The following is a 12,317-nucleotide window of genomic DNA, read 5'->3' as shown; positions in this document are numbered from 1 at the left end:
GACTTCAACCCCGCACGGCTGTGAGCGTTGCTTCCAGCACATCGTCCAGCGAGGTTTGTTCCGTACCGAAGCTGCCCAGATCGGCTTGGGCAAGATTGAGCAGGAAGGTCTGGCACTTTCTCGGGTAAGCCGTTTCCAACACGCGGCCCTTGCTGGCCAGCGCCTCCGCTGATTTGCGCGTCAACGATTCGCCGGGTTTTGCGCGAACCGCCGTCTCGAAGGCGTTGGCGAGGTTCCGAGGGGCGGCATCATGGCTCACCGTCACCGCCACGAACTCCGGTGGGTTGTGCGCCGCGAAACTGTTCTGCTTGCCGGTGGGCTCGGCCATGACAAAACCCTGAAGGAACGTGCGCAAGCCCTTGGCGGCGAGTTCCACGTCGCCCTGCAGGTTCTCGGTGAGCTTCGCCCAATCGACCACGGCGTAGCGGTAGTAACAGGCCGAATTGAATTCCACCGTACCCATCATGTCGACGCCTGTGGTGTCCTCCGGCTTCAGGTCGTCGACCGCCGTGTAGAAGTCGAATTCACGCTCGACGGCATGCGTCGAAATCGCGTGCGCGACCTGGCAGGCGGCGTTCTGGTTTTTCTCGGGCATGTCGGCCAGCATGCGGCCGAACAGGGCCACGTCGACGGCCTTGCCACCGTCGAAAGCCGACTCGATACGCACCAGGACTGCCTTGGGCGCGCTGCTTGCGGCGGCTTTCTTGGCCTTGCCCTTGGGCTTTTCGACGAGGCTCTCCTCGGCGGCCACAATCTGGTCCCAGCAATCATCGATCGTTTCTGCCAGTGCCGAAATTTCCCGGCGACCAAGGAACAACAGATACTGCGTTTTGCCGCCTTCCGCCGCTTTGAGTTTGACGTACGACAGCGCAATTTCAGCTTTTGTACGCGTCTCCACCGGATCACGCTTGCCAGCCAGCGCATCTACAATGGCCTGATAGACACGCTTGGTGCGCACTGCCAGTTCATCCTCACTGAAGACACCCTCGCGTACTTTCCCATCGAAAAACTGTCGCACCGCTCGTTTGTCGCACTGACTCGATACCCGTGCCCGACGAGTGCCACCGAACAGTGCATCCTTGGGCGCACCGGTGTCGTCGCGGTTGAGGTTGGAAGGCGCGAAGTTTTGCAGGACGTGAATTTCGATCAGGGTTTTCATGCGGCGGTCTCCGTGGCGGCGTCAGGTTCATTCTGGGAAAAAGGACTGATGGTGCGATAGAACTCGCGCGCCCACTTGTTCTGGATGCGCTTGTCGTCGCAGTTCCAGTCGAGCAGGTCGCGTAGCAACGCGCTGAAGTCGATGGGCTGCTCGCCCAGCAGCGCGATCATCTGGCGCATGCGGTGCGGCAGTTGCTCACGGTCGGCGTCCAGCAAATTGATGAAGCGGCGCTCGGTGCTTGCCGAGCCGCTGTTGAGCTGATGAATCGCGCAAGCCTTGGCAAGGGGCAGCGGCATGCCCACCCTGCCTTCGCGCCAGTGCGCGGCCCACAGGCCGGCGACGAGGTAGTGCATCTGTCTGTGCCAACCTTCTGCCTCGCCTTTGAGAAACGACTCAACGTAAGGAAAGGCGGGGATATGCTGCCCGGGATCGAAGGCCAAACTGCGTCGCAATACCGCCTTGGCCTTGCTATCCGCCTCGTTCAACTGTTCCAGCCACGCGATGAGTCCGCTCATGCTGTTTCCTCCGTAGGCTTGCGACGCGATTCGTATTTCTGGATTTCTTCGTTCAGGGTTTTCAGTTGCTTGCCGACAGCACCTTCGGCTCGAACCAGTGCCCGGATTGCCCAAGCATCCCCGGTAGAGACCGAGGCGGCGTGCTGTGCCCAGGCGTCGCGCAAGGCCGCGCGCACGCTTTTCAGCCAGTCGAGGCGGATGTCGTCTGGATCACGCTCCCGCGTGTAGTGATGCAGCATGTCGTGGAACGCGGCTTCCAGCCGGGACCAATAGCGGGCGCTGGCGGACATCTGCTCAACAAATTTGCCGACATCCTTGCCATCAGGCTCGCGTTCGCCACGGCTCAAGAGATCGCGGGCAAACCTGCGGCAGGCCTGCCACAGCGCTTTCTGGGTTTCTTCAGCGTCGGTGAGGAGTTGGCGGATTTCGGTGCGGATGTGAGTCGAACGGTCGCCCAACAGGGCTTGCGGCAAAGCAAAGCGCTCCATGCGCCAATACTCGATCTTCGCCTTGTTGTTGAACTGCCCCAGCACCATGATCGAACGTGGGAAACGATCGCGCGCAAAGCGGGTGAGCGCGGCAACGTGTTCGATCACACTCGGTGCAAGGCGCGCGTCGTCGGGTAGCAAGGAATCGAAATCACGCCACAAGCCACGCTCTTTGAATTGAATCGGCAAGCGGCCTTTGTCCTTGTCTACGCGGTAAGCGAGCATGGGATCGATGCCGTCCTTCGAGGTGTTTTCCACGCCGGAAGCAAAAGCCAACGAGTTCACGTTGCCAGTCTCATTTCTTCGCAGCCGTATCGAGCGGGTTCGCCAGGTGTAACGGTCGGCGAATCCACCGATGGCGCGTTCGATGCCCGACTTCAGACTTGCCGACGATTCGGCGCTGCGCTCCCAGATCGGCAGATCCTGGGAAAATACCGCCCGGTTCTGGGGGACGAGGCTCAATAGCAGCGTGTCCTCCAGATTGCGTCCCAACGGCAAGGCCATCGCCGCCGTCGCCGATGGCGCGGTGCCAGTGTGTGACAGTTCGCTCTTGCCCGCACTCACCGAAAAAGTCTGCGTCGCCAGCATCCAGCGAACCGTTGCGCTGGCCGGCACGGCGTCCGGGCGTGTCACGTCGATATGGTCGAACAGCACTTTGGCGTTGTCAGCGTTGTGCTCGGCAGCCAGTACCGTCCAGGCACGCCACGTTTTCGGCTCGAAATCGGAAATCTGCCCAAAGGGATATTTCTCATCAAACAACCAGAACCGCTCCCGCCAGCGCTCCAGATAGGTCGCGATCTTCTCTGCGGGCAGACCCGACTTGAACCAGGTTCTGGCTTGATCGATGTCGGTCGGCCCTTCCAGCGCGCGATAGAGAACAGCCAGCAGGAAGCGATGCAGGCTGGCCACGACCAGCGGCGAAGGATCTTCGATGACCGCGATGTCCTTCGCCCGCAGCAGCGCCTCGCGCAGACCCAGTTCCGCACGCGTTCCATCCGGAAAACGCACGGGAATCCAGGATTCGTCGATCAGGTTGTAGCGGCTCATTGGATCTCCTCGGTCACGTAAACCAGCCCCAGATCGTCGGTGAGGCGCACATGGATGTCGTCGATCCAGCATGAATCGGCGTCCAGTCGCAGTGGATAGGCGTTGCGAAGCAAGGCGCTCTTTTTCCAGCCTTCCGGCACGCCTGCCTTTTGGAACGGCTTGACGATGCGCTTGCTGGACAGGCTCATGGCGCGCAGAAACCAGTTTTTGGCCTGCGCAAAATCAGGCTCGACGGCGGCATCGAAAGCGTCCGCCTCCCACAAGGGAATGGCAACGACGGAGTCTTCGCCAAGGCGGGTTTGCGCCATCAGGGTGCGGTGCACGCCGGGCTCGCCCTCATCGTAGAGACTGAACCGCGCCGGATCGTTCCACGATGCGTCGTCGGGAAAACCGATGATGGCTTTGTTCGCCACGGACGTCTGGGCGTAGATTTTTCCTTCGCCCTCTTCCAGGGCTTTTTGCAGCCGGGACTGCAACGACTCGGGGATCACGACGTCTTCCTCGTACACCGCAGTCACCAGCCTGTCGATGTCGCCTGGCAGGTGCAGGTTCGGCCGATCGCGCAACAGACACCAGGTTCGCAGCAACACGTCCTCGCGATAAACCGCACCCCACCAGAGCGGCTTGCCAAACGAAGGCGGCGCGTCATCGGCCAGCCCGGCCACGATCAGGATCGGGAAAGCCAGGGGGCGTACGCCTCGCGGATGCCGCCACAGGCGGCCCGCGCGTTGCAACAGCAGGTCGATGGGTGCCAGGTCGGTGGCGATCAGATCGAAATCGAGATCGAGACTTTGCTCGGCCACCTGGGTGGCGATGAGGATTTTTCGCCCGCTGCGCAGGATGGGAGCTTCGCGATCTGGCGGGCCGAAGAGCTTCAGCACGGCGTCCTCACGCCGCTGTCGCTGATCGGCGGGAAAGCGCGCATGGAACAGAAAAATCTCGGTGCCATCCTCCAGCCGTTTGCCAACCGTCTGACCGTCGAACAACAAGGGAATGCCTGCGCCATAGTCCCGGTATAGATCCTGGGCGCGTTGCACGGTATTGAGCAGCACAAGTGCATAGCCGCCCCAGGCAAGGCGCTCGTCGATGGCAATCCGCAATGTGGTCAACTCGGCGGTAACGGCCTGGACTGCAAGCTCCAACCGTCGCGCGGGATCGGCGTCGAATGCGATTTGGCACACGCCCTGCCCGGGCTGGTAAACGGAGAGGCGCGGGTAGCTTGCGTCTTGCTCAGGCGGCGTTGCATCGGTCAACTCGGCAAGCTTGCGTCGAATCTGCGGAGGCAGGGTCGCCGACAGCAGCACGACGGACGAACCCAGCGCCAGCAGCCAGCGCAACAGGTGCAGCAACAGCGTTCCGGTATAGGCATCATAGGCGTGGATTTCGTCAAACACGACGACGCGGTTCGCCAGCCCCCACAGCCGCACGAACTGATGGCGCACCGGCAAGATGGTCAAAAGCGCCTGGTCTACGGTGCCGACACCGTACTCCGAGAGCAACGCGCGCTTCTTGTGGGTGAACCACTCGCCCGCACGCACGTCACCACCGGCGGTGGCATCGAAAATGCCGCCCGGCTTGAGTTGCTGAAAGTCGTCGATGAGCAGCGCGCCGCCATGCAGCAATTGCATGTCGAGCGGGCGGTCGCAATGCTGGCTGCGCAAAAACTTCAGGACGCGGCGGAACATCGCGTTTCCCGTCGCTTTGGTCGGCAAGGCCACGTACAGCCCACGATGGCCGAGTCGACGCTGCAATTCCAGATGGGCGTAGAGAGCGGCTTCGGTCTTGCCTTCGCCCATCGGGGCTTCGACCAGCAGGATCGCGGGCTGATCGATGCTGCCGAGCGCATCGACCACCGCTTGCTGCAAGGGGCGCGGGGCGAAGCCGAACACGGTGTCGAACGCGTGATGTGTCGTGGCCAGCGGCAAGCGCGGTAGCCAACCGGTTTGGTCCAGCGCTTCTTCGACGTTGTGGCGGCGTCGCGTTTCAAACCAGCCGTGCGGGTCGGTGCACTCGTCGGGTGTGCCGAACGGGAAATGCTGCTCGTTGGAACCGATCCAGTCGGCAAAGCTGGTCAATCCGGCGAGCAGCATGAAATCCGGGCCGGTGAGCGTGGGTTTGGTGGGCGGTTCGGTCGGCGCGAAGACTGCGATCAGGGCTTCGAAGATGGTGCGGCGCGCCTTGCCCCATTCCGGTTTGCCGAGCGTGCTTTTGAACGGGTTGGCTTCGATTCTTTCGATTTCTCTGGGGCTTGCACGCTCGCCGTGATGGCAGCCCACCGCATCCGCCAGCAGATCCGCCGCGTCTTCCGGCCAGCCGAGTTCGTGCAGCAATCCGAAGAGTTCGACCTGGCTGACGAAAGCATGATTGACCGTCGTGTCCGGGCTCGCGCCCTCATCCAGGCCAGAAAGGTTCTTCCATTTGCACTGAAACCCGGGACTGCATTTACCCAGATCGTGACAGGCAATCAACAACAGCAGCCACGGTCGGGCCGCATCCCAGTCGAGCCCGATGATCGCTGCCATCCGGTGTCGAGTGCTTTGCGGCTCCCTTGCCAGGATCGCATCGGCAGTAGCGGCAACGTCCAGTACATGAAGCAGCAGCGGGTGCCAGCCTTCATCCGCTCGACTGGTTTTTGCCCAAATATTTCGGCATCCCTTGTCAATCACTGACTACCCCGTCCTGGACTGTATAACCGCCATGTGGCAAGTGCCGAACCCGATTGATCTTGGGCTCGACACGATGCACGCAACGCATGCCCTGTCGATTCCGATGATTGCCCCTGCGGCACAAGCCCCCAATCCCTCACGCGAGCACAACCAGTGCAGGCACAACTAATATGATCACAAGCCTGTCGCAAAACGTGAGACGGCATCTGTCGGGCTCGATTTTGCGCCGCACGTCTTGCACGGCACGCCCTGCACCGCTGCGACATTCCGCCTGATAGCGGACGGTCGCACCGACCTCTGAATTCACTTCACCCCGTCGGGATCAACCCCTGGCGATCCGATCGACCACCCGGCGATAGCGCGCCGCGATGCGCGCCTCGTCGTGATGGTGGAAATCGCGCACCACCCAGCGGCCGCCGCACATCACGTGGCGCACCAGCGGCGCGTTGCCGGCGAACAGGAAGCTGTCCATCGCCGACGTAGCATCGCGCGCGGCGAGCAGCGGAGCCTCGTCGTCCAGCACCAGCAGGTCGGCGCGCTGGCCGGGGGCGAGCGCGCCGACGGGCAGGCCCGAGGCCTGCGCGCCGCCGTGCAGTGCGGCGGCCCACAGCGTTTCGCCCACGCTCTCGCCCGCGCCGAGCGCGGCGATGTTGCGATGGCGCGTGGTCAGGCGCTGGCCGTATTCGAGCCAGCGCAGTTCCTCCACCGGTGACACGGAGATGTGCGAATCCGAGCCGATGCCGAGCGTGCCGCCGGCATCGAGGTAATCGGCCAGCGGAAACAGGCCGTCGCCGAGGTTGGCCTCGGTGGTCGGACACAGGCCGGCGATCGCGCCGCTGCGGGCGAGCCGCGAGGTTTCGTGGCCGGTGAGGTGGGTGGCGTGGATCAGGCACCAGCGCGCGTCCACCGCGGCGTGATCGAGCAGCCACTCCACCGGCCGCGCGCCGCGCACGGCGAGGCAGTCCTGCACTTCGCCGAGCTGCTCGGCGATGTGGATGTGGATGGGACCGGTCTGCGCTGCGCCGGTGGCCAGCAGCGTGCGCATCGCCACTTCCGGCACCGCGCGCAGCGAATGCAGCGCGATGCCTACGCGCAGGTCGGCCGACTCGTGCGTGCGCAGCGTGTCGAGCAGGCGCAGGTAGCCGGAGACTTCCGCATGACCGAAGCGACGCTGGCGCGGCGCCAGCGCGCGGCCGTCGAAGCCGCCGGTCATGTACAGCACCGGCAACAGGGTGAGCGCGATGCCGGCCTCCTTCGCCGCCTCGATCAGCGCCAGCGACATCGCCTCGCGCTGCGCATACGGCGTGCCGTCCGGCTGGTGGTGCAGATAATGGAATTCGCAGACCTGGGTGTAGCCGGCCTTGAGCATCTCCACGTAGAGCTGCGCTGCGATCGCCTGCAGCGATTCGGGATCGAGCGCGGCGGCGAAGCCGTACATCGCCTCGCGCCAGGTCCAGAAGCTGTCGCTGCCGGGGCCGCGCCGCTCGGCCAGCCCGGCCATGGCGCGCTGGAACGCGTGCGAATGCAGGTTGGGCATGCCCGGCAGCACCCAGCGGCCCAGCGCTTCGCCGGCGACACCGGCGGCGGCCGGTGCGAGGCGGCCGTCGACGTCCACCGCCAGGCGCAGGTCGGCCTGCCAGGCGCGGCCGTGCCAGCCATGGGCGGCGTGGAAGATGCGCTGCATCGCTGGCTGCGTCATGGGCCGTATCCGTGCAAAGGCGTTGAGTGTAATGGCCGCATCGCGACTCGGCTTTTACGGCACTGCGGCATAATGGACGGATGGCCAGGAAAAACCCCGAGCACACGCCCAAACTCCTGCTGCGGCAGGCGGTTCCCACCGACGTGCCGCAGCTGGTGGATCTCACCGCTCGCGTGTACACGCCGGAATGGGGCCATTCGGCGGAAATGCTGCGCTCCCAGCAGACGCACTTTCCCGAAGGCCAGTTCGTGGTGGAGTACGAGGGGCGCATCGTGGGTTATTGCGCCACCTTTCGCATCGACGAGGCCACCGCGCTGGCGCCGCATACCTGGGTGCAGATCACCGGCGGCGGCATGGCCTCGCGGCACAAGCCCGACGGCGACTGGCTGTACGGCATGGAAGTGGTGGTGCATCCGGATTACCGCGGCATGCGCATCGGCCAGCGGCTGTACCAGGCGCGCAAGCGGCTGTGCGCCGACCTCAAGCTGCGCGGCATCGTGTTCGGCGGGCGCATTCCGGGGCTGGCGAAGAACATCCAGCGCTACGGCAGCGCCGAGGCCTACGTGCAGGCGGTGATCGAGGGCAGGCGCCGCGACCTCACGCTGAGCTTCCAGCTCAACAACGACTTCGAGATGATCGGCCTGCTGCGCGCCTACGTGCCGTCGGACTACGACTCGCTCGGCTACGCGGTGCACCTGGTGTGGCGCAATCCGCAGCTGCACGATCATCCGGACACGCCGTCGATCACCTCGCACCAGAACCTGCCCGACTCGGTGCGGGTGGCCTCGGTGCAGTACCAGCAGCGGCGGATCACCTCGTTCGAGGAGTTCGCCACCCAGGTGGAGTACTTCACCGACATCGCCGCCGACTACGGCGCCGACTTCGTCACCTTCCCCGAGCTGATCACGCTGCAACTGCTGTCGATCGAGAACGAGGAGCTGTCGCCGGTCGAGTCGATCCGCAAGCTGAGCCAATACACGCCGCAGGTGAAGGCGCTCTTCAGCGACCTGGCGGTGCGCTACAACATCAACATCATCGGCGGCTCGCATCCCACCGAGCAGCCCAACGGCGATATCCACAACGTCTGCTACGTGTGCCTGCGCGACGGCTCGCTGCACGAGCGCGAGAAGCTGCACCCCACGCCCAGCGAGCGCAACGTGTGGAACGTCAGCGGCGGCGACAGCGCCGCGACGATCCAGACCGACTGCGGCCCGATCGGCGTGATGATCTGCTACGACGCCGAGTTTCCCGAGGTCGCCCGCCACCTCACCGACCAGGGCGCGCTGATCCTGTTCGTGCCGTTCTGCACCGACGTGCGCGAGGGCTACCTGCGCGTGCGCTACTGTTCGCAGGCGCGCGCCATCGAGAACCAGTGCTACGTGGTGCTCTCCGGCAACGTGGGCAACCTGCCAGGCGTGAACAACTTCGACATCCAGTACGGCCAGAGCTGCATCCTCACGCCCAGCGACTTCCCGTTCGCGCGCGACGGCATCGCCGCCGATTCCACGCCGAACATCGAGACCGTGCTGTTCGCCGACCTGCGGCTGGAGAGCCTGGCCCGCGCGCGCAACGCCGGCGCCGTGCAGAACCTCAAGGACCGCCGCTTCGACCTGTACCAGACGCGCTGGCAGCACGCGCCGCGCTGAACGCTTCCACTTCTTCATCCGACGAACCAGGTGCAATGACCGACTCGCAGCCGCCCTCCCCGCGCTCATCCAACCCACGCCTGCAGGCGCTGCTGGGCCACGAGTTCTTCGCGCCGGCCCAGTGGAAGCGGCGGCTGGCGCTGTGGATCGGCGCGATCCTGGTCGCGCTGGCGGCCATCATGTTCGCCAAGGCCAGCGACTGGTCGTTCCACCTGTTCCAGAAAATGATCAGCTATGGCGCATGGATCCCGCTGGTCGTGACGCCGATCGTGTTCGCCGGCCTCGCCTGGGCCACCGAAGGCAAGCTGCGCGCCACCCGCGGCAGCGGCATTCCGCAGGTGATCGGCACGCTGCACATCGAGGACGAGGGCTTCCGCGCGCGGATGCTGGCGCTGCCGATCGCGGTGGGCAAGATGGTGCTGACCCTGATCGCGCTGGGTGTCGGCGCCTCGATCGGCCGCGAGGGCCCGACGGTGCACGTGGGCGCGGGCCTGTTCTACACGCTGGGCCGCCGCTTCGGCTTCACCGACCCCAAGGCCGCCTCGCGCTTCATCCTCGCCGGTGGCGCGGCCGGCATCGCCGCGGCGTTCAACACGCCGCTGGCCGGCGTGGTATTCGCGATCGAGGAACTGGCCGGCACGTTCGAGCACCGCTTCAGCGGCCTGCTGCTCACCGCGGTGATCGTCGGCGGCGTGGTCTCGCTGGGCATCATGGGCAACTACGCCTATTTCGGCGAAGTGGACGCCAGCCTGCCGCTCGGCCATGCGTGGCTGGCGGTGCTGCTGACCGGCATCATCGGCGGCCTGCTCGGCGGCCTGTTCGCCCGGCTGATCCTGCTCAGCCGGCGCGGCCCGCTGGCCTACATCGGCAGGCTGCGCTCGCATGCGCCGGTGCTGTTCGCCGCCGGCTGCGGCCTGGCGCTGGCGGTGCTGGGCCTGGCCACCCACAACAACATCTACGGCACCGGTTACGACCAGGCGCGCGCCTTCGTGCAGGAGGCCGCCACCACCCCGGGCCAGGGCTTCGGCATCGCCAAGCTGCTGGCCAACGTGGTGTCGTACTGGGCCGGCATCCCCGGCGGCATCTTCTCGCCGGCGCTGGCCGTGGGCGCGGGCCTGGGCCACAACATCGCCACCTTCCTGCCGGGCGTGCCCGCCGCGGCGGTGGTGCTGCTGGGCATGAGCGCGTACCTCTCCGGCGTGACCGGCGCACCGCTGACCTCGGCGGTGATCGCGATGGAGCTGACCGACAACCAGGACATGGTGATCCCGATCATGGCCGCCTGCCTGCTGGCGCGCGCCGCCGCCTCGCTGTTCTGCCCGACCCCGGTCTACAAGGACTTCGCCGAACGCATGGTGCAGGACTTCGAACGCCAGCAGGCTGCGGCCCATGCCAAGGCCGCGCCATCGCCGCGCCCGACCGCCGAGCCGGACGACCTCGAGGTCGTCAAGCCGGCGCCGTCCGGCAAGACCAGCGCTTACGAAGAGCAGGCGGCGTTGCCCGGCAATACCCCCCCGGATCCTTCCTGAGTCGAGACACAGGCCGTTGCCAATGAGTGAATCGCGCTGGGATGTGCTGCTGACCGGGGCCACGCTGGCCACGTTCGCGTCGAACGCGCCGTTCGGGCTGGTCCGGGATGGGGTCCTGGCGATGCGTGACGGACGCATCGCCTGGGTCGGCGCCCGCTCCGCGCTGCCCGAAGGCCCCGACGCGCTCGCCGACGAGGTGATCGAACTGGACGGATGCCTGGTCACGCCGGCCCTGATCGACTGCCACACCCATCTGGTGTTCGGCGGCAACCGCGCGCACGAGTTCGACCTGCGCCTCAACGGCGCCAGCTATGCGCAGATTGCGCAGGCCGGCGGCGGCATCGTGTCCACCGTCGCCGCCACCCGCGCGGCCGACGAAGACCAGTTGCTCGCCGCGGCCATCACGCGCGCCAGGGCCCTGCTCGCCGACGGCGTGACCACGCTGGAGATCAAGTCCGGCTACGGCCTCACGCTGGAGGACGAGCGCAAGATGCTGCGCGTGGCACGCCGCGTCGGCGCCACGCTGGGCGTCACCGTGCGCACCAGCTTCCTGGGCCTGCATGCGCTGCCACCGGAATACCGCGATCGGCGCGACGAATACGTCGACGCGGTGTGCGATGTCTGGTTGCCCACGCTGGCCGGCGAAGGGCTGGTCGACGCGGTGGATGCGTTCTGCGAAGGCATCGGCTTCACGCCGGCCGAGACGCAGCGATTGTTCGAACGCGCCCGCGCGCTGGACCTGCCGGTGAAGCTGCACGCCGAGCAGCTGTCCGACCAGGGTGGCACCGCGCTGGTGGCGCGCTACGGCGGGCTGTCAGCCGATCATCTGGAATACCTCGATGCCAGCGGCGTGGCCGCGATGGCTGCGGCGGGCACCGTGGCGGTGCTGCTGCCCGGCGCGTTCTACGCGCTGCGCGAAACCCGGCTGCCGCCGATCGATGCGCTGCGCGCGGCCGGCGTGCCGATGGCGGTGGCGACGGACTGCAACCCCGGCACCTCACCGCTGCTGTCGCTGCGCCTGGCCGCCGGCATGGCGTGCACGTTGTTCCGGCTGACGCCGGAGGAAGCGCTGCGCGGCGTGACCGTGCATGCCGCCCGCGCGCTCGGCCTGTCCGATCGCGGCACGCTGGCGGTGGGCCAGCGCGCCGACCTGGCCGTGTGGAACGTCGGCGAGCCGGCCGAACTTTGCTACTGGATCGGCGGCGCGCTGCTGCGCCAGAGCTGGATCGGCGGCCGGCGCCGCGCCCCCTGATGGTCCGCACATGAAAAACCCCGCGCCAGGCGGGGTTTTTTTTGTTCCACCGAGCGGATGGCTCAGGCGGACTTCTTCTTCGGCGCCGCCTTCTTGGCCGCTGCCGGCTTGGTCACCGTGGGCTTGCCGCCGGCCACTGCCGGCACGGCGCCATGAGCGCGGCTGTTGCCGTAGCTGGCGCGGTTGATCTTGCCGCGACGGGTCTTGCGATCGCCCTTACCCATGGAAACTCCTTCGAATGCGTGTGATTGCGAGAACGGTCGATCATCGTAGCAGCGGGCGCGCAAATCGCAAGCCGGCGCGTTCACCGGCGCCG

At 65.8% G+C, this 12,317-nt stretch carries 9 protein-coding genes; 3 read left to right on the top strand and 6 right to left on the bottom strand.

Going from position 1 to position 12,317, the window contains the following annotated elements; all coding sequences use genetic code 11:
* Positions 1–4: 4 nt before the first annotated feature.
* The 5 genes from cas7e to ACO2Q2_RS11360 form a co-directional block, all read right to left on the bottom strand.
* Positions 5–1,159, bottom strand: coding sequence for a type I-E CRISPR-associated protein Cas7/Cse4/CasC (gene cas7e / locus ACO2Q2_RS11380; protein WP_423255894.1), 1,155 nt, complete (start codon positions 1,157–1,159; stop codon positions 5–7).
* A complete protein-coding gene (gene casB / locus ACO2Q2_RS11375) occupies positions 1,156–1,674 on the bottom strand; it encodes a type I-E CRISPR-associated protein Cse2/CasB (RefSeq protein WP_423255893.1) in 519 nt (172 codons plus the stop codon). The genes cas7e and casB overlap by 4 nt, the downstream gene beginning before the upstream one ends.
* On the bottom strand, positions 1,671–3,209 hold the full coding sequence (gene casA / locus ACO2Q2_RS11370) for a type I-E CRISPR-associated protein Cse1/CasA (RefSeq protein ID WP_423255892.1): 1,539 nt from the start codon (positions 3,207–3,209) through the stop codon (positions 1,671–1,673). The genes casB and casA overlap by 4 nt, the downstream gene beginning before the upstream one ends.
* Positions 3,206–5,875: a CRISPR-associated helicase Cas3' gene (cas3, locus tag ACO2Q2_RS11365; RefSeq protein ID WP_423255891.1), complete on the bottom strand. Its 2,670-nt coding sequence runs from the start codon at positions 5,873–5,875 to the stop codon at positions 3,206–3,208. Before cas3 ends, casA begins: the two co-directional genes overlap by 4 nt.
* 322 nt (positions 5,876–6,197) lie before the next feature.
* Positions 6,198–7,574, bottom strand: a complete 1,377-nt coding sequence (locus ACO2Q2_RS11360) for a formimidoylglutamate deiminase (protein WP_423255890.1) — start codon at positions 7,572–7,574, stop codon at positions 6,198–6,200.
* 80 nt (positions 7,575–7,654) lie between these two features.
* Between ACO2Q2_RS11360 and ACO2Q2_RS11355 the strand changes: the two genes are divergently transcribed.
* The 3 genes from ACO2Q2_RS11355 to hutI are packed head-to-tail and all read left to right on the top strand — an operon-like array spanning position 7,655 to position 12,001.
* Positions 7,655–9,220 (top strand): GNAT family N-acetyltransferase, encoded by a 1,566-nt coding sequence (locus ACO2Q2_RS11355; protein WP_423255889.1) that lies wholly within the window; start codon positions 7,655–7,657, stop codon positions 9,218–9,220.
* Between the two features lie 35 nt (positions 9,221–9,255).
* Positions 9,256–10,749 (top strand): chloride channel protein, encoded by a 1,494-nt coding sequence (locus ACO2Q2_RS11350; protein WP_423255888.1) that lies wholly within the window; start codon positions 9,256–9,258, stop codon positions 10,747–10,749.
* 22 nt (positions 10,750–10,771) lie between these two features.
* On the top strand, positions 10,772–12,001 hold the full coding sequence (gene hutI, locus ACO2Q2_RS11345; RefSeq protein ID WP_423255887.1) for an imidazolonepropionase: 1,230 nt from the start codon (positions 10,772–10,774) through the stop codon (positions 11,999–12,001).
* A 62-nt stretch (positions 12,002–12,063) separates the two neighbouring features.
* Here the strand turns inward: hutI and ACO2Q2_RS11340 are convergent, their stop codons facing one another.
* Positions 12,064–12,225 (bottom strand): 30S ribosomal protein THX, encoded by a 162-nt coding sequence (locus tag ACO2Q2_RS11340; RefSeq protein WP_404634524.1) that lies wholly within the window; start codon positions 12,223–12,225, stop codon positions 12,064–12,066.
* Positions 12,226–12,317 lie beyond the last annotated feature (92 nt).

The sequence above is a fragment of the Dyella sp. KRB-257 genome, from assembly GCF_049445995.1.
Lineage (GTDB): Bacteria > Pseudomonadota > Gammaproteobacteria > Xanthomonadales > Rhodanobacteraceae > Dyella_A.
This window is presented reverse-complemented; position numbering and strand designations above follow the sequence as displayed.